The 23,324-nt window shown below is 49.5% G+C and carries 22 protein-coding genes and 1 rRNA gene; 22 read left to right on the top strand and 1 reads right to left on the bottom strand.

Annotated elements, in window-relative coordinates; all coding sequences use genetic code 11:
* Nucleotides 1–87: 87 nt before the first annotated feature.
* The 14 genes from E2980_RS15075 to E2980_RS15010 all read left to right on the top strand — a co-directional run bounded on the left by E2980_RS15075 (nucleotide 88) and on the right by E2980_RS15010 (nucleotide 14,817).
* The gene (locus E2980_RS15075) at nucleotides 88–1,242 is read left to right on the top strand and encodes a metallophosphoesterase (RefSeq protein WP_240703044.1); all 1,155 of its coding nucleotides are present in this window, start codon (nucleotides 88–90) and stop codon (nucleotides 1,240–1,242) included.
* 27 nt (nucleotides 1,243–1,269) lie between these two features.
* On the top strand, nucleotides 1,270–1,755 hold the full coding sequence (locus E2980_RS15070; protein WP_135153008.1) for a DinB family protein: 486 nt from the start codon (nucleotides 1,270–1,272) through the stop codon (nucleotides 1,753–1,755).
* A 155-nt stretch (nucleotides 1,756–1,910) separates the two neighbouring features.
* The gene (gene glpX, locus E2980_RS15065) at nucleotides 1,911–2,876 is read left to right on the top strand and encodes a class II fructose-bisphosphatase (protein WP_135153007.1); all 966 of its coding nucleotides are present in this window, start codon (nucleotides 1,911–1,913) and stop codon (nucleotides 2,874–2,876) included.
* 116 nt (nucleotides 2,877–2,992) lie between these two features.
* Nucleotides 2,993–3,547, top strand: coding sequence for an RNA polymerase sigma factor (locus tag E2980_RS15060; RefSeq protein ID WP_205699980.1), 555 nt, complete (start codon nucleotides 2,993–2,995; stop codon nucleotides 3,545–3,547).
* Entirely contained in the window at nucleotides 3,547–4,557 is a 1,011-nt protein-coding gene (locus E2980_RS15055; RefSeq protein WP_135153006.1) for a DUF4871 domain-containing protein, read from the top strand. The genes E2980_RS15060 and E2980_RS15055 overlap by 1 nt, the downstream gene beginning before the upstream one ends.
* A 184-nt stretch (nucleotides 4,558–4,741) precedes the next feature.
* Complete coding sequence (locus tag E2980_RS15050) at nucleotides 4,742–6,811, top strand: bifunctional aldolase/short-chain dehydrogenase (protein ID WP_135153005.1); 2,070 nt, start codon at nucleotides 4,742–4,744, stop codon at nucleotides 6,809–6,811.
* 16 nt (nucleotides 6,812–6,827) lie between these two features.
* Complete coding sequence (locus E2980_RS15045; protein WP_135153004.1) at nucleotides 6,828–7,199, top strand: sensory rhodopsin transducer; 372 nt, start codon at nucleotides 6,828–6,830, stop codon at nucleotides 7,197–7,199.
* 21 nt (nucleotides 7,200–7,220) lie between these two features.
* Entirely contained in the window at nucleotides 7,221–8,483 is a 1,263-nt protein-coding gene (gene rhaA, locus E2980_RS15040; protein ID WP_135153003.1) for an L-rhamnose isomerase, read from the top strand.
* Between the two features lie 22 nt (nucleotides 8,484–8,505).
* Nucleotides 8,506–9,981 carry a rhamnulokinase gene (locus E2980_RS15035; protein ID WP_135153002.1) on the top strand — a complete coding sequence of 492 codons (1,476 nt, stop codon included), beginning with the start codon at nucleotides 8,506–8,508 and terminating at the stop codon, nucleotides 9,979–9,981.
* Between the two features lie 26 nt (nucleotides 9,982–10,007).
* On the top strand, nucleotides 10,008–10,772 hold the full coding sequence (locus tag E2980_RS15030) for a DeoR/GlpR family DNA-binding transcription regulator (RefSeq protein ID WP_135153001.1): 765 nt from the start codon (nucleotides 10,008–10,010) through the stop codon (nucleotides 10,770–10,772).
* Nucleotides 10,773–11,117: 345 nt separating this feature from the next.
* Nucleotides 11,118–11,846 carry a (Fe-S)-binding protein gene (locus E2980_RS15025; protein ID WP_135153000.1) on the top strand — a complete coding sequence of 243 codons (729 nt, stop codon included), beginning with the start codon at nucleotides 11,118–11,120 and terminating at the stop codon, nucleotides 11,844–11,846.
* The gene (locus tag E2980_RS15020) at nucleotides 11,843–13,372 is read left to right on the top strand and encodes a LutB/LldF family L-lactate oxidation iron-sulfur protein (protein WP_135152999.1); all 1,530 of its coding nucleotides are present in this window, start codon (nucleotides 11,843–11,845) and stop codon (nucleotides 13,370–13,372) included. The genes E2980_RS15025 and E2980_RS15020 overlap by 4 nt, the downstream gene beginning before the upstream one ends.
* On the top strand, nucleotides 13,359–14,090 hold the full coding sequence (locus E2980_RS15015; protein WP_135152998.1) for a LutC/YkgG family protein: 732 nt from the start codon (nucleotides 13,359–13,361) through the stop codon (nucleotides 14,088–14,090). The genes E2980_RS15020 and E2980_RS15015 overlap by 14 nt, the downstream gene beginning before the upstream one ends.
* A gap of 19 nt (nucleotides 14,091–14,109) precedes the next feature.
* Complete coding sequence (locus tag E2980_RS15010; protein WP_135153062.1) at nucleotides 14,110–14,817, top strand: FadR/GntR family transcriptional regulator; 708 nt, start codon at nucleotides 14,110–14,112, stop codon at nucleotides 14,815–14,817.
* Nucleotides 14,818–15,155: 338 nt separating this feature from the next.
* Here the strand turns inward: E2980_RS15010 and E2980_RS15005 are convergent, their stop codons facing one another.
* Nucleotides 15,156–15,878, bottom strand: coding sequence for a hypothetical protein (locus tag E2980_RS15005; protein WP_167747140.1), 723 nt, complete (start codon nucleotides 15,876–15,878; stop codon nucleotides 15,156–15,158).
* 146 nt (nucleotides 15,879–16,024) lie between these two features.
* Here E2980_RS15005 and E2980_RS15000 point away from each other — a divergent pair, with 146 nt between their 5' ends.
* From E2980_RS15000 to E2980_RS14965, 8 genes are all read left to right on the top strand, one after another.
* On the top strand, nucleotides 16,025–16,507 hold the full coding sequence (locus E2980_RS15000) for a peptidylprolyl isomerase (protein ID WP_135152996.1): 483 nt from the start codon (nucleotides 16,025–16,027) through the stop codon (nucleotides 16,505–16,507).
* Between the two features lie 148 nt (nucleotides 16,508–16,655).
* Nucleotides 16,656–18,887: an accessory Sec system translocase SecA2 gene (secA2, locus tag E2980_RS14995; protein WP_135152995.1), complete on the top strand. Its 2,232-nt coding sequence runs from the start codon at nucleotides 16,656–16,658 to the stop codon at nucleotides 18,885–18,887.
* A gap of 15 nt (nucleotides 18,888–18,902) precedes the next feature.
* On the top strand, nucleotides 18,903–20,219 hold the full coding sequence (locus tag E2980_RS14990) for a deoxyguanosinetriphosphate triphosphohydrolase family protein (protein ID WP_135152994.1): 1,317 nt from the start codon (nucleotides 18,903–18,905) through the stop codon (nucleotides 20,217–20,219).
* Between the two features lie 74 nt (nucleotides 20,220–20,293).
* On the top strand, nucleotides 20,294–20,644 hold the full coding sequence (locus E2980_RS14985; RefSeq protein WP_135152993.1) for a MerR family transcriptional regulator: 351 nt from the start codon (nucleotides 20,294–20,296) through the stop codon (nucleotides 20,642–20,644).
* 27 nt (nucleotides 20,645–20,671) lie between these two features.
* Nucleotides 20,672–20,983, top strand: a complete 312-nt coding sequence (gene trxA, locus E2980_RS14980; protein WP_135152992.1) for a thioredoxin — start codon at nucleotides 20,672–20,674, stop codon at nucleotides 20,981–20,983.
* 143 nt (nucleotides 20,984–21,126) lie between these two features.
* Nucleotides 21,127–22,098 carry an aldo/keto reductase family protein gene (locus E2980_RS14975; RefSeq protein WP_135152991.1) on the top strand — a complete coding sequence of 324 codons (972 nt, stop codon included), beginning with the start codon at nucleotides 21,127–21,129 and terminating at the stop codon, nucleotides 22,096–22,098.
* A 46-nt stretch (nucleotides 22,099–22,144) separates the two neighbouring features.
* Complete coding sequence (locus E2980_RS14970; RefSeq protein WP_135152990.1) at nucleotides 22,145–22,792, top strand: spore coat protein; 648 nt, start codon at nucleotides 22,145–22,147, stop codon at nucleotides 22,790–22,792.
* Nucleotides 22,793–23,102: 310 nt separating this feature from the next.
* A 16S ribosomal RNA gene (locus tag E2980_RS14965) occupies nucleotides 23,103–23,324 on the top strand; the annotation flags it as partial.

The following is a 23,324-nucleotide window of genomic DNA, read 5'->3' as shown; positions in this document are numbered from 1 at the left end:
CGAGCCGTTTCGGTTCGGGGTTCTACCTATGTTATAATTCTCGTAGAAACGTATATTATAGAGAAAGATAGGGAGATAACCTTACAGATGAAAATACACCCGCGCTTTGTCTTGATGATTACATTTTTCCTCGCTATCTACTCTTGCATTACTTATTACTTGGGGTGGCATATAACGGAATGGCTCGATGCAGCTGAAATCCCTTATGGATCTTGGGCATTCTGGGTTCCATTCGGAATTATCGCTTACGGCTATTTGCTCAGCAGAATTCCCTTGCCGGGAACGTTGAAACCATTGGGCAGGTTCTTGAAAGTATTAGGATCCTACTATATTTTCATCATGGAAGCCGGATTTCTACTGTTTGTACTGAGTGACATCGTTCGGTTAATCTTAAGCCTTGCGGGGTACTCAGTCGCCGATTACAAATTTTATGCAGGCGGAGTTGTTCTTGCGGTCACCTTGCTATCGTTACTGCTTGGTTCAAGGAATGCTTGGAGCACAGTAATCCGTAAATATGAGTTAGACATCGATAAGAAAGCACGTGGTAATAAGAAAGAATGGACGGTCGCAGTCGCCTCGGATATTCACCTAGGAAACGTAGTCGGGCGTAAGCACATCAGACGTCTGGTTAACCGGGTGAACGCGATGAACCCCGATCTGATCTTGCTCCCGGGCGACGTAATCGACGATTCGATAGAACCTTTCATGAGAAATAAGATGAGCGATTTGCTTGTCCAATTGAAGGCTAAACATGGGACTTATGCTGTGCTTGGCAATCATGAGTACTATGGCGGGCATGTCGAACAGTATGTAGATGAAATGAAGAAGATAGGAATTCGCGTGTTGCGCGACGAAACAGTCGAGATAGACGGAGCTCTATACGTAACCGGACGAAAAGATAAAACCGCGGAAACGGTCGACCCTTCCGGGCGCTTGGAAGCGGCCGAATTATTAACCTCATTAAATTTGAATAAACCGATCATTATGATGGATCATCAGCCGACGAAATTCGCTCAAGCAGCCGAAGCGGGAGCAGACATTCTGCTTAGCGGGCATACGCATAGAGGACAATTCACTCCTAACCATCTATTCACGAAAAGGTTATTCGAATTGGATTGGGGTTATATGAGAAAAGGGCTCATGCACGTCGTCGTGTCTTCGGGCTTCGGAACATGGGGACCGCCGATACGGATTGGAAGCCGAAGCGAGATCATTCAGTTACGCATCAAGCTTCTTGGATAATGGAGTACAACATAAAGGAGAGATGGGATGACAGGGACTAAGAAGGATGTTTTGTTAGATCAGCTTGCGGCTTGCCATAATGACCTAAGCTGGTTTCCTACCTTCCTTGATTCGGTAAAGGGGATTACAGCGGAGAAAGCCATTTGGCGTAAGGATGATTCCAGTCATTCGATCTGGCAGCTTGTCAGTCACCTGACCTATTGGAACGAGAAATGGTTGAGTTATTTTAACGGCAAGAATATTTTCGTAAGTATTGGCAGCAATAACGAGGATACATTCAGCATACAGGAAGAAGAAACCAATGAAGAAAATTGGAAATCGGCGGTAAATAAGCTGGATTCCGCTTTCTTGAAATTCCGTCAAGCGATCGAAGAGTCTCCCGAATCGAAGCTGGATGAATACGTGCCCGGTTATCCGGGTGACTGCCCTTGGTGGGGGGCCATCTCCAACCTTTGTACTCATAATGCGTATCATATCGGCCAAATCGTATTATTACGCAAACAGCAAGGCTAGATTAACAAAAACGGCTTCAATGTCTTAACCGACATCGAAGCCGTTTTTGTTATTTATAGGTCATAACGGAAACATCTATTATCTTTTATATTGTGTCATAAATAATTATATGTTATACAATATATAACCACACTATCTATATTGGAGGGTTACATATGGAGAGAGAGCTGGCATTGGAAATCGTTCGCGTGACGGAAATGGCTGCTTTGGCCTCAGCTCCATGGATGGGGCGCGGAGATAAGATCAATGCCGACGGGGCAGCAACAGCGGCGATGAGAGCGATGTTCGACTCCATATCGGTGAGAGGTACGGTCGTCATCGGCGAAGGAGAGATGGATGAGGCTCCGATGCTCTACATCGGGGAAGAAGTGGGCAGCATGAATGGTCCGGAAGTCGATGTAGCCGTGGATCCTCTCGAGGGAACGGAGATCGTGGCCAAAGGATTGAATAACGCGATGTCCGTCATCGCCATCGCAAACAAAGGGAATTTGCTGCATGCGCCGGACATGTACATGGAAAAGTTAGCCGTCGGACCGTTGCTTGTCGGAAAGTTAAGGTTAACGGATCCTATGGAAGTCACGTTGAAGAAAGCGGCCGAGGCATTGAATAAGAACGTATCCGAGCTAACCGTCATGATCTTGGATCGGGTTAGGCATGAGTCCATTATCAAGACATTGCGTAAGGTTGGGGTTAGGATCAAGTTTCTATCCGACGGCGACGTAGCGGGGGCGATGGCGCCAGCTTTTCCGGAAGCCGGAATCGATCTATACGTCGGCTCCGGAGGAGCGCCCGAAGGCGTTCTAGCCGCAGCGGCATTGAAATGTCTCGGTGGCGAAATATTAGGAAGGCTGATGCCTTCGGATGCCAACGAATATGCCCGTTGCCTGCAGATGGGCATCGATGATCCTTATAAAGTACTGACGATGGAGGATATGATCGGAAGCGAGGATGTTATTTTCGCCGCGACGGGCGTCACTCCCGGGGAGTTTCTAGGGGGCGTTCGCTATTTGCCGGACGATCGCGCGGAAACCCACTCGATTGTCATGCGCGCGAAGACGAGGACCATAAGATTCATAAGAGCGCTGCACTACTTGCCGAATAAGGCTTTATTAAATAAATGATGCGCAGATTTGCAGGCTGGCACCGGGTTTGACCGGTTCCGGCTTTTTTATTTTGAGAAAAAGGGAACTTTTGGAGGGGAAACGGGTCTTCTTCTATAGAGAGTCGAGGTGATGTCGTGGAGCTGAATTATTTAAAGCATTTAACCGTCGGAGTCGATCGCGATTCGGTACTCCATGATTTAATGAACGAATACGGTAACGACGTGTGGAATTTCGCCTTCTATTTGATTCGACGTTCGGACGCGGCGGATGATATTTGCCAAGAGGTTTTTATTGCGGTATATGAGAAGCTCCATACGTTCCGCGGGGAATCCAGCATCAAGAGCTGGTTGCTTACGATTACGCGAAACAAAACTTACAAGTATAAACGAAACGCGTTTTTTTCCAAAGTCGTTCTTGTAGATTACGTATCGAGGAAAGAGATGGCTAAATCCGCGGAAACGGAAACGTTCGACCGGTTGGTAACGCGCCATATATGGAGCAACGTGATGAAGCTGCCGATTCGGTTCAGGGAAGTATTATTGCTTGACGCGCACTACCAACTGACCGTTCTAGAAATGGCTAAGATTCTTGATATCGCCGAAGGAACCGTGAAATCGCGGCTGCACCGGGCGCGCAAGAAATTATCGGTTCTATTGCTTAGCAATTCGGAAGGAGGTACCGATCTCTGATGGAGAATGAACTATGGAATGAAAGTCTGAGAAAATCACCGTTCGAGAAGCCTCGTTTCACTGATGAGATGAAGCAGGAGATTCTCTATAAGGCTAAGAACAAACCAAAGGCAAAGGTTCGTCTTACTCGTTTTGGAGCTGTATTTGCGATTATGATCGTTTGTATTGGAATCCTATTCGCATCGGATAAGGCAAATGTATTTACGAGCGAATCCGAAAATTCTAAGCCAACCGGCTCCGACAGGATAGAGGAAGTTCGAACGGAATATGCGAGAAACGGTATAGTATTATTTCAGGTGTTTCCCGACCCCGATTTAATCGCGGGAGCTCGAAGAGGATATATGATCCATTTTACGCAACCGTTCAAAACATTTGAAGGAAAACGGCTTTCCGTCGTGGCTTATCATCATGAAACAGGTAAACAATTAACCGTCGTTGCTCCGGAGACTATTACAGAGCCGAGCCCGGGTTATGACAGTTTGGATCGTTTCACTGCGAGGTTCAATCTTCCGCTTGCAGGCACTTGGAAATACGAGATAAAACTGAATGATCAATTCTACGGCGATTTTGTATTGGAGGTAGGGGAGCATTCGCCATGGACGGGAAGCGATACTTTTGACATTCCTTACATTGGAGTCGATGGCAAGTCTCATAAATATGTGTTGGTTGGCGAAAAAGGCAAAGTCGGATTCATCATAGGCCCATACCAAAACGAAAATGGCGAAATTCTCGATCAACAACCTATCGTCGCCGGTAAAAGGCATAAATATATGTGGCACTTTTGGGGAAACAAGGACGAACTCAAGGGTCATTTAAGCATCATGGCCGTGAAAGAAGGCTCTAAACGGGAGATCGACATCTTCAACACGTTCGGGCTCGGAGGTTCCATACATGGAGCTGATGCCCACATTCCTACCTCTATGGGGTTTCCGGAAGCAGGGATGTGGCGGATTAACGCCTATCTCGATGACAGATTGTTCGGCAGCATATACGTGAAAGTTGAATCATGAGCTAGCAAAAGCAAGAATCCAAACCACGTTCCTTTTCGGTTGTTTACGACCGGAACAGGAGCGTTTTTCTTTAAATCGATCGCATACAATTCTTTGTTTATGTCTGATTTAAACATATTCAAAAGTAAACGGATATGATAGACTACAAACAAACATAAATAAACAATCATTTGGAGGTATCATCATGGTACAAAGCTTGTGGCAATCATCTAAAGCTTCTGAGCAACAGAGCGGTTTGGATCAGCTCGTATACCGTTCCAACATCATCGGCGAGGATCGGCGCGTGTGCAACTTCGGCGGCGGCAATACGTCCACGAAGACGGTCGTTAAGGATTTCCGCGGTCGCGATACGGAAGTGATGTACGTGAAGGGGAGCGGTTCCGACCTGGCTTCGATGAAAGCTGGCAATTTCACGGGCCTTCGCATGGAAGATATCCGTCCGTTATTCGAGAAATCGGAAATGTCCGATGAAGATATGGTTGCCTACTTAGCAAATTGCATGATCGATGCCAAACACCCGCGCGCTTCTATCGAAACGCTGCTTCATGCTTTCTTACCCTTCAAACACGTAGACCACACGCATCCGGACTCTATCATCAGCCTTTGCTGCGCGGGTAACGGCAAAGCGCTGGCGCGCGAGATTTTCGGAGACCGTTTCGTTTGGGTTCCTTATATCCGTCCTGGATTCACCTTGTCCAAGATGATCGCCGAGGGCGTTCTGAACAATCCGAAAGCAGAGCTCGTGTTGATGGAGAAACACGGCTTGGTCACATGGGGCGAAACCTCGGAAGAGTGCTATGCGCAGACGATCAAGATCATCACGGAAGCGGAGGCTTTCATTGAAGCCCGCATTAACGAAACGAAGGTGTTCGGCGGCGTTAAACATCCTACGCTTGAAGCGGACGTTCGTAAGAGCATCGCCTCCCAAGTGATGCCTACGATTCGCGGGGCCGTTAGCGACGCCAAGAAGATGATCCTTTCCTTCGACGACGCGGACGACGTGCTCCAGTTCGTCGGCGGTCAAGATTCCGCTGCCCTATCCCAAGTCGGCGCCGCTTGCCCGGATCACCTCGTTCATACGAAAGTCGTTCCGCTCTTCATTGACTGGACTCCGAATGCGGAGGACGTAGAAGGCCTTAAAACGAAGCTTAAAGTAGGCGTAGCTGCCTATAAAGAAATGTACAGAGCTTACTTCGAACGCAACAAGAACGAGGGAGACGTGATGTTCGAAGCGGCTCCGCGCGTTATCTTGATTCCGGGCGTCGGAATGATCAACACTGGCAAGAGCTGGGCGATGTCCCAAGTGAGCGGTTCGTTGTATCACCGCGCGATCGCCGTCATGAGAGGCGCGACGGCGCTTGGAAATTTCGTTTCCCTCGTAGAGAACGAATCCTACAACGTAGAATACTGGCCGCTTGAGCTTTATAAGCTGTCTCTTGCTCCCGCGGAAGCCGAGTTTTCCCGCAAGGTTGCATTCATCACGGGCGGAGCCGGCGGTATCGGCAGCGAAACGGCGCGCAAGCTCGTATCCGAAGGTGCGCATGTCGTACTTGCGGATCTGAACTTAGAGGGCGCGCAGAAAGTCGCGGCGGAAATCAACGCCAAATACGGCGAAAATCGCGCGATTGCTGTTAAAATGGACGTAACGAACGAAGATGCGGTACAGGCGGCCTACGCCGAAACGGCACTCCAATACGGCGGAGTGGACATCATCGTGAACAATGCGGGTCTTGCGACTTCGAGCCCGTTCGATGAGACGTCATTGAAAGAATGGAACCTGAACATGAACGTGCTCGGAACAGGTTACTTCCTCGTCGCCCGCGAAGCGTTCAAGCTGATGAAAGCACAAGCGATCGGAGGGAACATGGTATTTATCGGCTCCAAGAACTCCGTCTATGCGGGCAAGAACGCATCTGCTTACAGTTCCGCGAAAGCGTTGGAAGCTCATCTTGCGCGCTGCATCGCGGCTGAGGGCGGAGAATTCGGAATCCGGGTGAACACGGTGCTTCCGGACGCGATTCTGCAAGGCTCCACGATCTGGAACGGCAGTTGGAGGAACGAACGCGCGGCTGCATACGGCATCGAGCCGGATCAATTGGAAGAATACTACCGCAAACGCACGACTTTGCTCGTTAACATTTTCCCAAGAGACATCGCGGAAGGAATTGCATTCTTCGCCTCTTCCAAAGCCGACAAAACGACGGGATGCATGTTGACGATCGACGGCGGGGTTCCAGCGGCATTTACTCGATAATTCGGAGGTTTCGTTCATGCATAAGCAATGCGGAGAGAAGCTCTGGTACATTCCTGACGGTTATATCCCCGAGGTCAGTTCGGGCGAATTGACGAGCCACGAATCCATCTGCGTGCTGAATACTTCATCCGAGGGTGCGCTGATCAAGATTACGATTTTCTTCGAGGATCGCGATCCGATGGAGGATATCATGGTCGTCGTATCCGCAAGGCGCACGAAACACATTAGAACAAGTTCTCTTCATCTCGAGGGAATGCCGATTCCGGTCGGCGTTCCTTACGCGATCGAAGTCCGAAGCGATGTACCTATCATCGTGCAATACAGCCGATTAGATTCGACGCAAGCGGAGAATGCGCTCATGTCCGTCATGGCATTTCCTATTAAATAGAGCAACAGAGGAGGCAGAGGTATGCAACAGAACGTCGCAAGGAATTATGAAGCGGCCAAAGAACAATACGCTCGGCATGACATCGACGTCGATCAAGTACTTAACCGTTTGGAAAAAATCAAAATCTCCATGCATTGTTGGCAAGGAGATGACGTTCGCGGATTCCTGAATAAGAATCAGGACCTTACCGGCGGCATCTCCGTAACCGGGAATTATCCCGGTGCCGCGGGTACGCCGGAAGAGCTGCGCTCCGATCTGGAGAAAGCGTTCTCCTTGATTCCCGGCAAACACAAGGTGAATCTTCATGCAATATACGCGGATACCGATGATAAGGTAGAGCTGGATCAACTCGAGCCGAAGCACTTTCAGAAATGGGTGGATTGGGCTAAGGAGCAAGGTCTCGGCATGGATTTCAATCCGACTTGCTTCTCTCACGAGAAGTCGAAGGACGGATTTACGCTGAGCCACCCGGACCCCGAGATCCGCCGATTCTGGATCGACCACTGCAAGGCATCGCGGAAAATCGGTGCCTATATCGGAGAACAGCTCGGGCAAACGTGCGTCACGAACGTTTGGGTTCCCGATGGATACAAGGATGTCCCGGCCGACCGCATGGCACCTAGACAACGCCTGAAGGATTCTCTCGACGAAGTGTTCGCGGAGCAGCTAAACCCGGCGTTTAACTTGGACGCGGTGGAAAGCAAGCTGTTCGGTCTTGGGTCGGAAGCATATGTCGTTGGTTCCCATGAGTTCTATATGGGCTACGGCATTCAGAACAATAAGCTGATCTGTTTGGATGCGGGACATTTCCATCCCACTGAAGTCATCTCCAATAAATTGTCTTCTCTCGCCTTGTTCGTCGATGGCATTCTATTGCACGTAAGCCGTCCGATGAGATGGGATAGCGACCATGTCGTTACGCTCGACGACGAGTTGATCGATATCGGAAGAGAGCTCGTCCGCGGCGATTTGCTCGGCAAGACGCACATCGGCCTTGATTTCTTCGATGCCAGCATTAACCGCGTGGCAGCTTGGGTCATCGGTACTCGCAACACGATTAAAGCCTTGCTGCGCGGCATGTTGGACCCGATCGAAGCTTTGAAAAAAGCCGAGCTGGAAGGCGACTATACAACTCGACTTGCTTTGACGGAAGAGTTCAAATCCTATCCGTTCGGCGCGGTGTGGGATTACTATTGCGAGAAAAAGGGCGTTCCCGCGCGTGAAGATTGGCTGGCGGAAGTCAAAGACTACGAGAATGAAGTGCTGCTGAAACGCGGCGCCTAACTTAACATAAGGGTGATGCAAGTTGTCTAACATTCTCGCGTTCGATCTCGGGGCAAGCAGCGGCAGGGCGCTGCTTGGCCGGCTAGTCGATGGTAAGATCGAGGTAGAAGAGCTCCACCGCTTCTCCAATGATCCGGTTCAGGTGGGCAACCGTCTGCACTGGGATATTTTACGGCTATACCATGAGATTAAGTTGGCTTTAATGAAGGCCAAGAACCAGGGAATCGATTTACAGAGCATGGCGATCGACTCATGGGGAGTAGATTTCGGATTCATTGGCAAGGATGGGGAATTAATCGGCAATCCTTACCATTACCGGGATCGTCACACGGAAGATGCCATGGAAGGTTTATTCGCCGAGATCCCTGCATCGGACATTTTCGCGCGGACGGGAATCCAGTTTCAACCCTTCAACACCCTCTTTCAACTCTATGCGCTCAAAAAAGCGAACTCACCCCTGCTCAAAGAAGGCAAACGGCTTCTGATGATACCGGATCTGCTGCGCTATTTCTTGACGGGCGAGATGCACAACGAATTTTCGAACGCGACGACAACGCAATTATTCAATCCAACCACAGGAACATGGGATAGCGAACTGCTTCGTTTGCTTGACCTTCCCGAGTCATGGTTCGGAGAGGTTCTGAAGCCGGGCTCGAAAGCGGGCAATCTTCAACCCTCCGTGTGCGAGGAACTTCGAATTCCTTCCATCCCCGTCTATGCGGTAGCCGAGCATGATACAGGCTCCGCGGTAGCGGCGGTTCCCGCCACGGAGAAATCGTTCGCCTATTTAAGCTGCGGCACATGGTCTCTCATGGGCACCGAAGTGGATAAACCCGTCATACACGAGTTGGCTCAGAAATTAAACTTCACCAATGAAGGCGGAGTAGCGGAAACTTACCGGTTATTAAAGAACATAATGGGCTTATGGATACTGCAGGAATGTCGGAGAGAATGGGAAAGAGCAGGAAAATCGTATTCATTTCCCGAATTGGTACAATTGGCCGGAGAGGCTCAGGCACTATCGGTGTTCATCGATCCCGACAACTCCCTGTTCCTTCCTCCAGGCGACATGCCTGCCCGGATCACGCAGTATTGCCTGCGTACTGGGCAACAAGCGCCGGAGACTACGGGCGAGATTGTTCGCTGCATTTTGGAAAGCTTGGCTCTGAAATATAGGTACGCGTTCGAATTGACGGAGCTACTGTCCGGCCAGACCTTTAACGGTTTGCATATGGTTGGCGGCGGAATTCAAAATACGTTGCTGTGCCAATGGACCGCGAATGCCATAGGCAAACCTGTATGGGCAGGGCCATCGGAAGGAAGCGCAATCGGTAATTTGATCGTTCAGTGGATTGCCCAAGGCGAGTTCGCGGATATTTGGGAAGCGCGCAAGGCTATTCGAGATTCCTTCCCGATGACGATCTATGAACCGGAGGAACGGAAAGCATGGAGTGACGCCTATGATCGTTTCTGCGTGCTTACGGGAATTCAAGTATAATACGTGTTCGTGAAAAGAGGGCAAACATGCTAGTTGCGGAACGCTATGAGAAAATCGTAAGCCTGGTGAACGAGAGAGGAAGCATTCGGGTATCCGAGCTGAGCGAGCTATGCCAAGTGACGGAAGAGACGATCCGCAGAGATTTGGATCGTCTGGAGCAAGCGGGTCGCTTGCGCCGTTCCCATGGCGGCGCAGTAAGCGTTAAGGATACGACGATACATCCGGAGATTCCTTATGCCGTTCGCGAGATCATGAATGCGGAAGAGAAGAAGAGGATCGCTCTCGAAGCCATCAAGCGGATCGCGCCGAAGGACCGGATTCTTCTGGATGCGAGTTCTACCGCTTGGTATATGGCCTCGGACGTGCCCGATGTTCCTCTTACCGTACTTACCAATTCGATCAAAGTCGCGACGGAGCTCAGCCATAAGGAAAAAATCGAGGTCATCTCTACGGGAGGTATACTCGCGCAGCGATCGTTGTCCTTCGTCGGCCCGCTTGCCGAACGCTCCTTGGATGCCTACCATGTAGATAAAGTGTTCTTATCGTGCAAAGGAGTTCATCTGGAGCGAGGGATCAGCGAATCCAATGAATTGCAGGCACGCATCAAAGAACGGATGATCGGAATGGCGGATGAGGTTATTTTGTTAGCGGATTCCAGCAAGTTCGGGGTACAGGCGTTCACTCATGTCGCCGATTTGTCGGAAGTGGACGTGATCATTACCGACCGCCGCATGGCGAAGGAAATGATCGAACAGCTTGAAGGCCGGGGGATCACCGTTATTACGGTTTAGGTGCAATGCGCCTGAGGGAAGGGTATAACTTGTTTTCGTCACAGAGTTAGACCGTTCGCTCAGGTGATTTTAAACGCTACGGGATAATTTCCCGCAGCTTGTTGCGTCAGTTACTACAAAGCGTTCAAATACAAGCCGAGATAACGAAGGAACTTCGTTAACTCCGTCTAGCAAACGCGAATCGAGCCGAGATAACGAAGTAGCTTCGTTAACTCCGCCTAGCAAACGCGAAACGAGCCGAGTTAACGAAGAAGCTTCGCTAAACTAAAGCTGCGAGTATATTTCTAGTTCCAACTTGTCTGATAACCTGATATTATGATGTAAGAAGCTGAAAAGGGGTGCAGCATGAAAGTTTCCTTATTCATTACTTGTCTAAGCGATGCCATCTATCCGCGCGTCGGAGAGGCCATGGTTCGACTGTTAGCGAGATACGGCGTAAAAGTCGAATTCCCTAACGTTCAGACGTGCTGCGGACAACCGGCATTCAACAGCGGATATTGGAAGGAAGCCAGGACGACCGCGAAGACGATCATCGAAGCGTTCGAGGATTGCGACTTCGTAATCTCACCATCCGGCTCTTGCACCGGAATGATTCACCATTATCCGAAGCTGTTCGAAGAGGATTCGGTCATGCACGAGAAAGCCTTGAAGCTGCAGAGTAAATCGTATGAATTCACGCAATTCCTAGTTCAGGTGCTTGGCGTTACGGATGTCGGAGCTACTTTCCCGCACAAAGTCACGTATCATCCATCCTGTCACGGCAGCCGTTTGTTAGGAGTTAAAGATGAACCGCTCGCACTTATGAATAAAGTAAAAGGTTTGGAGTTTGTTCCCTTGCCGTTCGCGGAAGACTGCTGCGGATTCGGAGGAACCTTCGCGGTGAAGATGTCGGACATTTCCGGCGCCATGGTCACGGAAAAGACGGATCATGTGAAAGAAACGGAAGCGGAAGTGCTGGTTGGACTGGACATGGCCTGCCTGATGAATATCGCGGGCAATTTGCGTTACCGCAACGAGCCTGTCCGGGTCATGCACTTGGCGGAGCTTCTCTATGAAGGAGTGAAGCAGGCATGAGCGGAGGACACGGACATTCTGACGGCGCAACGGTAAAGGAGCGCGCGGATCTCGCGATGAATAACGAGTTCCTTCGCAAAGCGGTCAAGTTTACGACGGAGAGACTGAAGGGCGGCAAGCTCAAAGCAACCGACGAACATGGGAATTGGGAAGAATGGCGTGAAAGAGGCCGGCAAATTCGCCTCCACACGATCGCTCATCTGGATTACTATTTGAATCGGTTCGTAGATAATGCTCGGGCGAACGGGGTTCATGTGCATTTTGCCGACACGGCGGAGGAAGCGGTTCATATTTCACTCTCCATCGCGGAACGTAAACAGGCGAAGACAGTAGTTAAATCCAAATCGATGGTCACCGAGGAGCTTCATCTCAACCACGCCCTGGAATCGATAGGAGTAGATCCGATCGAGACGGATCTAGGAGAATATATCATTCAATTGGCGGGCGAAACGCCCTCGCATATCATCATTCCCGCGATCCATAAGAATCGTTATCAGATCGCGGATTTGTTATCGGAGGACGCGGGCGAGAAGCTTGAACCGGATACGCAGGTGCTCGCAGGTTATGTTCGAAGGAAGCTGCGCACGAAATTCCTGGAAGCCGACATCGGAATGACCGGATGCAACTTCGCGATCGCCGAGACGGGATCCATGGTTCTTTTCGAGAACGAAGGAAATGCCCGGATGGTTACTACGGTACCGAAAACGCAAATCACGCTCATGGGCATGGAAAGAATTATCCCTTCCTGGGCGGATCTTGAAGTGATGGCGACGTTACTTCCCCGTTCCGCAACTGGGCAGAAGCTTACCGTCTACATGTCCGGTATCACGGGACCCCGTCGTGCGGAGGATGCGGACGGACCGGATGAAATGCACATTATCATTGTCGATAACGGACGCTCGCTGCAGCTTGGGGATCCCGAGTTCCAGGAATTGCTCAATTGCATTCGTTGCGGCGCTTGCCTGAATGCCTGTCCCGTATACCGTCATATCGGCGGTCATGCTTATGGCGGAACCTATAGCGGACCGATTGGTGCGGTACTCACGCCGTCGCTGCAGAAGAACGTAGCGGAGTGGGATGATATCGCCAACGCGTCCAGCTTGTGCGGCGCTTGTTATGAAGCTTGTCCGGTTAAGATTCCGCTTCATGACATGTTAATCTATTTACGTAGACGCAAAGTCGAGCAAGGACATGGGGATAAGATTGAGGCGGCCGGAATGAAAGGCTTTGCCACAGTTATGTCCAAGTCCAGCCGATTCAAGACCGTCCTGAAGATAGGAAAGTTAGGACAGAAGCTGGTCGCGCGAAAAGGAGAAATTCGGATAAAAGTCGGGCCCCTGAAGGGCTGGAATAGCTATCGCGTCACGCCGACCTTGCCTAAGAAATCGTTCCGCGACGGTTGGGGAACGCTAGAGGCGGAAATCCGGAACGGCTTGCAAGAGATGGCACCCGAAATGAAGAATCGCATGGAACAGATCGTTAAGGATCGGGCGAAAGGCGGAGGTCATGGATATGGACACGGCTAAAACTCATCAACAGTGGCTCATCGAAATGGAAGCGGAGTCCCGTTCCAAGCAGACGAGGTTCATCAATGGCATATCTACCAAGTTAAGACGCCCTATGGTCACCGAGCCGCCTCGTCATCCCTATCGGGGAGCGCCTGATTTCTGGAACGCCTATGAATGGAATGAGCAAGAACGCATCGAGAGGTTTACCTCGAATTTCCGCATCGTGGGCGGACACGTCGAGAGATTCACGACGATGGACGACGTAACGCGTTTTATCGCGGAAAAAGCTAAAGAACTAAGCGTTAAGTATGTTATCCGCCAAAATCAGCCCGAGCTGGATGCGTTGAATTTGGAGGGAGAGCTTCCTGAAGCGCAAGTATCGGTATGGAACAGCGATCCGGGGCAATACTGGAAAGCACGTTCAGCGGAAGCCGATTTCGGAGTCGTCATGGCCGATTACGCGGCTGCTTATACAGGATCGATTACCGTCCTCTCTTCCAAGGACAAAGGTCGTTCCGTTAGCCTGTTGCCTACCGTGCTTATGGCAATCATTCCGGTCGAACGATTGAAAACGCGCCTAGGTGAAATCATGGTTCATTTCGATGAAGGCGGACGCGAAAGCTTGCCGGCGGGAATTCATTTCATCTCGGGGCCAAGCCGTTCCGCGGATATCGAAAATGATCTTACGATCGGCGTTCACGGACCCGGAGTCGTGTATGCGTTAATTGTTGGCTAGGATGGAGGTACAGCGGATGGTGGAGTTGACCCGGTTAACGAAACGGAATCATTATGAGGAAATCAAGGATCAGCTCCAGCAGATGATCATGGACGGTAAGCTCAAGGTCGGCGACAAGCTGCCTTCAACGAAGGAGATGTCCGAGAGCTTCGGCGTGGGACGTTCTACGACTAGGGAAGCGCTAAGTGCTCTGAAGGCGATGGGGTTGATCGAAATCCGCCAAGGCGGAGGCTGTCGTGTCATTCGCAACGTTCCGGCGGATATCGCGATACCCGAGCTTGATTCCTTGAGGATGAATAGAATCACTTTATTGGAACTCCTTGAGGCTAGACAATCGCTTGAAGTATCGAACGCTGCTATCGCTGCCATAAAGAGAACGGATGCGGATATGAAAGAATTCCAAGCGTTGATTAAGGCAATGGAGCTATCGGTTGGGCAAGATGTGGAAGGGGAGAGAACGGACCTTCTTTTCCATCTCACGCTTGCCAATGCCACCCATAATTCCATCATGGTTCGGTTGTTCGAGTCTATCGCGAACCAATTAGAGACGGCTATTCGAGAAATTCGCAGAGTGGAGCTGTATTCTAATCAACGAGTTGCGGAGCGCTTGTATTCCGAGCATTTGGCTATCTATGAAGCGCTACGTATGCAAGACCCCGATCTTGCCGCGCAGAGAATGAAGCAGCATCTGCAGCACGTGGAGAACATTCTGACGAAGTATATTTGAGTTCAACATCATTGGCGACTTGTGATACTCGCAGATAGTGATGTTTTATATTGTTCTTTAGATGGAAATTAACTTTGGGAAGATAAAGTACGATGTTTTCCATCGTTATTGTCCAGTGATTTTAATCGGGTACGCAGTAAATCCACTCAACAGCGATGTTTTTAATCTTACTTTACACTCTCACAAGGTTGATTAGCGTGAATAACGATGATTTTCAATGTATTTGCTTTGTGAACCAAATAGTGTATTTAATGCAAAAAGCCCGTCTATGACCCGATTAACGCCAATCGACGGGCTTATTGAAATTATGGAGAATTAGTTCGAGCATGGTTGTTCTCCTATTTTCGGGCAAGAATTACGCCTTTTGTATCCTGCATTTTAGTTTCATAAAGTAAGAATTTTCGTTTAACATAATTATAAAGATAGAAGTTATGTACAGAAAAAGCAGCGTTCGGATGGGAGAACGCAAAAATCCATTGAACCGTTTCGATAATGCAATCCATGTTCTCATAATGAACGACAATCTCGGAAATCGGATCGGTTTGGAACCGCATCATTCTCAAACGTTCTTCAGGAAAAGGAGACACCGACATATCAAGAACACCAGATAATCCTGTTCCTTGATCATAAAATCGTATCCGTTTGTTTCCTGCATATTCGCTATTAAATCGTTCCTTATCATTCCCTGTCGTTACGCTAGAGCTGGTGAAAATGGGTTTCCAATCGTTGTCTACAAGGCTATACACGGTTAATCCCATCGCTCCTGCGCTTCCGAATGAATTTTGAAATAAGAAAACCTCGTCCAGACGGTCGTTTGTCACATCTCCAAGCATGATCCTACTCATTGCATTCCCGGATTCTATTCTCCCGACTACCTTGCCATCAATTTTTAAAACCATGCCCTGTGGAAAACGAATAATTGGACCGAAAAGTTCCGCTCTATGCATGACCCTGGTATCGGGCGAAGAAAATTTGACGGACTGAATCAATTGATAAGCTTCTTGGGGAGCGGACATCATTAGAGTCATAGCTAAAGAAATAGAAGTTATAGTATATATCATGTAATAAATCCCCTTTTATTTAGTCAGTCGTAACTTTCCCACTAAGCGTTAAATAAATGTGGAGATCAATTACGGCGGAGCGAACTTTATTGATCGAATATCGTCTAAATGGGAGGGAGGTGCCCGAATGAGAGCCGCAAGTTAAAGTGACGGATGTAGACATTCAGAAATACTACGATGACAATTTAGAATCGTTGAAGACACCGGAAAAGGTCAAGGTTGCGCACATTCTAGTCGCAACTAAGGCAGAAGCCGATGCGATTCTAACGGAGCTCAAGAGCGGCGCCGATTTCTCTGTGAAGGCCAAGGAGAAATCTACCGATGCCGCCACGAAGGACAACGGCGGAGAACTGGATTACTTCGCCAAGGCGGATGTGGAAGAGGTTATCTCCAATGCGGTCTTTGCATTAAAGGCCGGTGAGTTAAGCGGAGTTATCGAAGCGACCGATGGGTTTCACATTTATAAATTATCGGAGCGACAAGCGGCCGTTACGCCTACTTTGGACGAGAAGAAGGAAGAAATCCGCGAGACGCTCACAACGGAGCAGATATCGGAATTGTCGACGGAATGGATGACGAACGAGAAAGCCGGCGCCGAGATCGAGAATTCCCTAGCGGCGACAAACTAATCCCCATGCAAGCAGAAGGAGCCGCACAGGTCATAACGACTAAGTGCGGCTCCTTCTTTCCTATTTCGAAATCCTGTTGCGCTATGAATTCTCCCGCGTAATCCCTATAATAGAATCATTATGGTTTTTTAAAGAGAGGATTTTACCGATGAATTTCGCTAGCAAGCTTGTTCAGAAGGTTAAAGCTCGGTTCGTTCAACACAAGCTTAAGCATTATATGGATAAGTTAACGGAGATCAGTCTCCTGAATAGGGAATCATGGGACGATGAACGGCTTAAAGCAGAGTCCTTAAAGCTGAAGAACCAGGCCCTTAGCGGAACGCCTTTGGATGATTTGCTCGTAGAAGCTTACGCAATAGCAGGAGAAGCAGCAAGACGGGTACTCGGAATGCGCCCGTTCAACGTGCAATATATGGCTGGTGCGGCCTTGCATGAAGGAAACCTGGTGGAGATGCAGACCGGCGAAGGAAAGACGCTCGCCGCGGTAATGCCGGCTTACTTGAATGCGCTCCAAGGAAAAGGCGTCCATATCCTGACGTTTAACGATTATCTGGCAGGTCGAGATGCCGAATGGATGGGACCCGTTTACCGTTTTCTTGGATTAACCGTTAGCTACGTGAAGGACGGAATGACGACGGAAGAAAGACAACGGGCTTATGCAGCGGACATTACCTACGTAACGGCGAAAGAAGCCGGATTCGACTACTTACGCGATACGATTGCGATGAAGGTAATCGATATCGTTCATCGTCCTTTCCACTATGCCATCGTAGATGAAGCCGATTCGCTGCTCATCGATGAAGCGCGCGTTCCGCTTGTTATCGCAGGGGAAGTGGCTTCTACCGGCAGCGATGGAAGCCGGATGGCGAACTTAGCGAGGGAGCTTACGCTAGGGGAGGATTACGACTTCGACGAGAACAAGAGAAACGTGTTCCTTACGGAAGCCGGAGCGGAGAAAGCCGAGCAAATCCTGCGCAGCGGCAACTTATACGAATCTCATAACAGCCATTTGTTAACGGCATTAAATTGTGCCTTGCACGCGGAGTCTTTGCTTAAGAGGGACGTCGATTACATGATTCGCGATGGCAAGCTGGAGCTGATCGACCTGTACACGGGACGAGTGGCCGAGAACCGGCATTGGCCAGACGGATTGCAGGCGGCAGTAGAAGCGAAGGAAGGTATGGTGACCAAGTCCTCCGGCAAAATTCTAGGGACGATCACCTTGCAGCATCTATTGAGTCTCTATCCGAAGATCAGCGGCATGACCGCGACTGCCCAAGATTCCGCGGACGAATTCGAGGAGACGTACGGACTAAGCGTCGTCGAAATTCCTCCTAATCGCCCAAGAATCCGAATCGATCATGACAGCCGTATTTTCACTCATAAAGAAGCCAAGTTAAAAGCATTAGTGAAAGAAATCGCGGAAGTACATGCAACGAAACGACCGATCTTGATCGGTACGAGCAGCGTGGAGGAATCGGATCAGCTAGCCGAGGAATTGAAGAAGGCAGGCGTTCCTTGCCACGTCCTGAATGCCAAGAACGACGAGAAGGAAGCCGAAGTCATCGCGAAAGCCGGGGAGCTTGGCGCGGTTACGGTCTCTACCAATATGGCAGGTCGAGGAGTCGATATTCGGTTAGGCGGCGGGGAACATGATCAAGCCGAACTAGTAGCGAAACTCGGCGGTTTGTACGTTATTGGTACCCATATGAACGAGAGCGCCCGCATCGATAATCAGCTTAGGGGGCGCGCCGGCCGGCAAGGCGATCCGGGTTCATCCCGTTTCTACGTTTGCTTGGAGGACGAGTTGATTAACCGTTTCGGGATCGAAAAGGCTCTTCAGGCAGCTCATCGCAGTATTAAGCAGGACGAGCCTCTAGAGGCTTCCGTCTTTAATAAAAAGATGGAGCATATTCAACGCGTCGTGATGGGTCAGAACTTCGAAATGCGCAAGACGCTCAACAAATATTCCGATATGGTCGAGGAACAGCGTCGAATTCAGCAAGAACAGCGTGAAGCCATCTTGACGAATAAGGACTCGCTAAGCTCGACCGAAAGATACGTGAGGCTGTACCATATGGATCGAAGCTGGTCCGACCATCTAGCTTACGTTTCTTATATTCGGGAAGGAATTCATTTGGAAAGCCTGGCGAATCGTAATCCTGTCGATGAATTTCATCATCGCATTATCCATGCGTTCGAGCAGTTGCCTGATAAAATAGAGAAAGAAACAGCCAAGACGCTAAGTAAGTTGGGAACGAGCGTTTCAAGGGAAACCGTCGATTGGGAGAAAGAAGGGCTGAAAGGTCCCTCAAGAACGTGGACTTATCTTATTCAGGACCAATTCATGGAGAAGAAAACGAATATCTTCGGCTTATAGGAAAGAGGTAGTCGGATGAACGTAAGAAAGATGAGATTATACGATACGGAGAACATTTACTCCGGCGATGACCGGGATGAATTCGAGAAGGATTATGCGAGGCTCATCCAATCGCCGGCTTTCAGGAGGTTGCAAGGGAAGTCGCAAGTATTCGGCGCGGGTTCCGGCGATTATTACCGAACGCGGTTAACCCATTCGCTCGAGGTGTCCCAGATTGCCCGCGAGGTCGCGAGGCGCTTGGGAAAGCAATACGAGTTTCTATCCCGGAAGGAGCATCCGGGCTTAATGATCGATCCCGAGGTCGTGGAATGCGCTTCGTTAGCCCATGATCTCGGACACCCTCCGTTCGGACATAAAGGGGAAGAGGTATTGAACCGCCTTCTCCAAGAAGAACATGGATTGAAGTACGAAGGAAATGCGCAGAACTTCCGCATTCTTATGTTCTTGGAGAAACGTGCGGGAAGCGGCAGCGGCTTGGATTTAACGGCAGCGGTTCTGTTGGCCATTAATAAATATCCTTTCTGCATCGATGAACCGGGGCGGCTCAAAGGCGTATACAGCAAGGAATGGGAAAGGATCGATTTTCTTCGCCAAACTTGGGGGATGCCGGGAACCTCTGCGACATTGGAAGCCCAGTTAATGGATCTGTGCGACGATATCGCTTATTCCACGCATGATCTTGAGGATGGGATACGTGCGGGTAAAATCCAGATGGATCGCGGGTTTTTCGAGGATGACCGACTTGTCGCACACGTGCTTCAGGAGATTACGAATGATCCGAGTTATTCCGAAGCGAACTGGGAAAACGTCGATATGTCCACTATGGTCAAGCAGGTGCTTATTCATTATCTCGAGCAATGGGAAGTCATCTATGCGGAATGCGACCGGGAACCTTCGAGAACGCGACGGGAAATGAAAGCGCGCTGGGTGCGGAAGTTCGCGAATGAGGTCGGCATTATCGATGATCCGGAAACGGGATGGAAGAAGGTCACGTTAGTTCGGGATGGGTTGATGAACCTCGAGCTGCTGCGGACCATGGAAATCTTGAAGAAACTTGCTTGGGTAACTTTGATTAAGGATTTCCGGGTTCAACGCCTTCACAAGCGAAGCGAGGTTATGATCGAACGGTTATGGGGGAGCTTCAAAAACTTTGAAACCGGGCGACTTATCATTCCGCCCGATTGGTTGGAAAGCTACGAAGCGCAGAAGGACAAGTGGAGCTGGGAGAGGCTCGCGGCCGATTATATATCGGGAATGACGGATGCTTACGCCGAGAAGGTATATGCCGAATTTTTCGCTAGCCGCTCCGGCTCTATCTACGAAAGAGATTAGAACTTTCCTCTTGACCCTGACATTAATGTCAGGGTTTATACTTGGTTTGTATCGATCGGCAAGGGGGAATTCAAATGAAAATCGGAGAACTTTCTGCGAGAACTGGAGTCAGTATTCGTTCTCTTCGTTATTATGAGGAGCAGAAATTATTGACCTCCGTTCGTATGGACAACGGTTATCGGGAATATTCCCCATTGGCGGAAGAGCAGGTGCGGACGATCCAGTTTTACTTGTCTCTCGGTCTCTCGACGGAGCAAATCGCGAGTTTCCTGACTTGCGTCTTGAAGAACAAGGAAGCATTCTGCGAAGAAGTTCTTCCGATCTTCGAGCGGAAGCTGAAGGAAATCGACGGGCAAATCCATCTCTTGAGCCAGATCAAGTCGAATTTGGAGGATCGTATCCGATCGATACAGGAGGAACGCTAACCTAGTATTGAAGGAGTGGAAAAGAACATGTTGGCAGTTAACGATACAACTTTTCGAAACAGCGTTAAACAGCAGGGAGTGACCTTGGTCGATTTCGGCGCTCCTTGGTGCCCGCCGTGCAAAGTGCTCAAGCCGATCTTGGATGAGCTTGGAGAGGAATACGGCGAGAATCTGTCGGTACTAGAAGTCAACTGCGATGAATCGCCGGCAGTTGCGACCGAGTATGGGATCATGTCGATGCCGACCGTTCTCGTGTTTCATAACGGAGAGCCCGTCGAGAAGCTGGTCGGGCTTCGGCCGAAAGCCGCTTACGAGAGTCTTTTATCGAAGTATGTATGATTAATTAAAGAGACCGTCTTATCCATGCCGGATGAGATGGTCTTTTGCATATTCAATGAAATATTTCAAGCAAACAATTACTCATACAATAGGCGGAGGCTAATAAAATAGGGAAGGGTTATTTGAATAAGGAGGGATTGGCTTTGGAGTATAGAAACTTGGGCGCTACCGGATTGAAGGTTAGCGAAATTAGCTTGGGAAGCTGGCTGACATACGGCGGATATGTGGATAAGCAACAGGCAATAGCGACGATCGATAAGGCGTATGAGCTTGGAATCAACTTCTTCGATACGGCAAACGTCTATCGGCGGGGAGAATCCGAGCTAGTCGTTGGAGAGGCGCTCTCCAAGTATCCTCGGTCGTCCTATGTTCTGGCAACGAAGGTAAGGGGACCTATGGGGGAACTTCCTAATCAACAAGGTCTTTCCCGGAAACATATTATGGAACAGTGCGATGCCTCCTTGCGACGGTTAGGGATGGAATACATCGACTTGTATTACTGTCATTACCCGGATGCCGATACATCCATGGATGAAACTTTACGCGCGATGGACGATCTCGTGCGGCAGGGGAAAGTGCTTTATGTCGGTATTAGCAACATGTCAGCTCAGGATATTACGAAAGCCGTAAGGGTTACGGACAGGTTGGGATTAAATCCGATCGCTGCGAATCAGCCATTATATAACATGTTCAATAATGAAATAGAGAAGGAAATAATCCCTCTGTGCGAGCGGAACGGAATCGGGCAGGCGGTTTATTCTCCTCTTGCCCAAGGCGTCTTATCAGGTAAATACCTATCCGCCGCGGAAGTGCCTGCGTCTAGCCGAGCTGCGGACAAAGATGGCTTTCAAGCCGTTCAATCTTGGCTCAGAGAAGAAATTATAATCAAAGCGAAAAGGCTTCAAAAGATAGCTAATGAGTACGGACTGACTCTTTCCCAATTGGCGCTTGCATGGACTTTGCGGCATGCTAACGTTTCAAGCGCCATAATCGGAGCAAGCCGGCCGGAGCAAGCGGAGGAGAATTGCCGGGCCTCCGGAGTACGGCTTGATGAAGAACAATGGGCGCGTATCCATTCCGCATTGGATAACTATTTAAGTGCCGGGATACAATAATTCAGGTTTATAATATAAGAACCTGAATTGAAGGAGGGCTTTTGAGTTGGCAGCACATTACGGCGCGCATGAAACGATGGAAGTTCACGAAGTACTGACATGCGCAATCGACGGTATCAATCATTTTCAACTGCTTCGCCCTCACGTCAAGGATCAGCAGCTTCAACAAATTCTAGACAGACAGCTTCAATTTATGACGAATGAATACAATGGAATGGTACGCGCGGTACAACAGCAAGGACAAGAGCAAGCGATTCCGTATCGTTCTCCGAAAAACCTTGCGCCTAAATACGGATTAGACCATCCCGCCCAACAATCGCCGAACGCCTCGATAAACCAAATCGACGATCGGGACGTCGCAAGCGGGATGCTCTGCAGCCACAAAGCGTCAGCATCGATGAAAATGATCGCCTCGCTGGAATGCGCCAATCCGCAGCTTCGGCATCTTATGCAACAGGGTGCGATCAATTGTTCGGAGCAGGCTTACGAGGTGTGGCAGTACATGAACCAACAAGGGTACTATCAGGTTCCGACCATGAAAGAAATAACTACGAACACCATAATGAATACCTACCAGCCTGCGAATGCGAACATGAATATGAATATGATTCATTCGATGCCGCCTCAACAAACGATGATGTCGCAGCAACAACCTATGATGTCAACGCCAATGTCGACTTATATCAGGCAATAGCTATGACTCCATGCCGATTAGTCTTTAGCCCACCGAAGTATCTTGGTGGGCTTTGACTTTTGCATCGAAGAACTGGAATATTTTACAGGTTGCGCAAGGGTATGAAACGCGGTAGATGTAATTCCTGCTTCGGAAAACGAGGTAGACAAGCACAGCAAACAAGAAACACGAATTGTTCTTTGAAAACTGAACATTGAGCGTAAGAAACAAACAATCGTCGAGGTCGACTTTCGAGTCGGCGGAGACAAACCAGCAATACAGATTGAGCCTCAAAGGCTCTTTAACTGGACATCGCCTTCGGGCGAGTCCTATTATGGAGAGTTTGATCCTGGCTCAGGACGAACGCTGGCGGCGTGCCTAATACATGCAAGTCGAACGAATCTAGAAGTTAGCTTGCTAACTTCCAGGTTAGTGGCGGACGGGTGAGTAACACGTAGGCAACCTGCCCCCAAGATCGGGATAACATTCGGAAACGGATGCTAAGACCGGATAAACAATTCGCCCGCATGGGCGGATTGGGAAACACGGCGCA

Origin of the sequence: Cohnella luojiensis (assembly GCF_004564235.1) — a bacterium.
Classification (GTDB): domain Bacteria; phylum Bacillota; class Bacilli; order Paenibacillales; family Paenibacillaceae; genus Cohnella; species Cohnella luojiensis.
This window is presented reverse-complemented; position numbering and strand designations above follow the sequence as displayed.

Excerpts from the sequence above, each read along its gene's own strand:
- E2980_RS15075 (WP_240703044.1), top strand. The coding sequence starts at position 88 with ATGAAAATACACCCGCGCTTTGTCTTGATGATTACATTTTTCCTCGCT.
- E2980_RS15070 (WP_135153008.1), top strand. The coding sequence starts at position 1,270 with ATGACAGGGACTAAGAAGGATGTTTTGTTAGATCAGCTTGCGGCTTGC.
- glpX (WP_135153007.1), top strand. The coding sequence starts at position 1,911 with ATGGAGAGAGAGCTGGCATTGGAAATCGTTCGCGTGACGGAAATGGCT.
- E2980_RS15055 (WP_135153006.1), top strand. The coding sequence starts at position 3,547 with ATGGAGAATGAACTATGGAATGAAAGTCTGAGAAAATCACCGTTCGAG.
- E2980_RS15050 (WP_135153005.1), top strand. The coding sequence starts at position 4,742 with ATGGTACAAAGCTTGTGGCAATCATCTAAAGCTTCTGAGCAACAGAGC.
- E2980_RS15045 (WP_135153004.1), top strand. The coding sequence starts at position 6,828 with ATGCATAAGCAATGCGGAGAGAAGCTCTGGTACATTCCTGACGGTTAT.
- rhaA (WP_135153003.1), top strand. The coding sequence starts at position 7,221 with ATGCAACAGAACGTCGCAAGGAATTATGAAGCGGCCAAAGAACAATAC.
- E2980_RS15030 (WP_135153001.1), top strand. The coding sequence starts at position 10,008 with ATGCTAGTTGCGGAACGCTATGAGAAAATCGTAAGCCTGGTGAACGAG.
- E2980_RS15025 (WP_135153000.1), top strand. The coding sequence starts at position 11,118 with ATGAAAGTTTCCTTATTCATTACTTGTCTAAGCGATGCCATCTATCCG.
- E2980_RS15020 (WP_135152999.1), top strand. The coding sequence starts at position 11,843 with ATGAGCGGAGGACACGGACATTCTGACGGCGCAACGGTAAAGGAGCGC.
- E2980_RS15015 (WP_135152998.1), top strand. The coding sequence starts at position 13,359 with ATGGACACGGCTAAAACTCATCAACAGTGGCTCATCGAAATGGAAGCG.
- E2980_RS15005 (WP_167747140.1), bottom strand. The coding sequence starts at position 15,878 with ATGATATATACTATAACTTCTATTTCTTTAGCTATGACTCTAATGATG.
- secA2 (WP_135152995.1), top strand. The coding sequence starts at position 16,656 with ATGAATTTCGCTAGCAAGCTTGTTCAGAAGGTTAAAGCTCGGTTCGTT.
- E2980_RS14990 (WP_135152994.1), top strand. The coding sequence starts at position 18,903 with ATGAACGTAAGAAAGATGAGATTATACGATACGGAGAACATTTACTCC.
- E2980_RS14985 (WP_135152993.1), top strand. The coding sequence starts at position 20,294 with ATGAAAATCGGAGAACTTTCTGCGAGAACTGGAGTCAGTATTCGTTCT.
- trxA (WP_135152992.1), top strand. The coding sequence starts at position 20,672 with ATGTTGGCAGTTAACGATACAACTTTTCGAAACAGCGTTAAACAGCAG.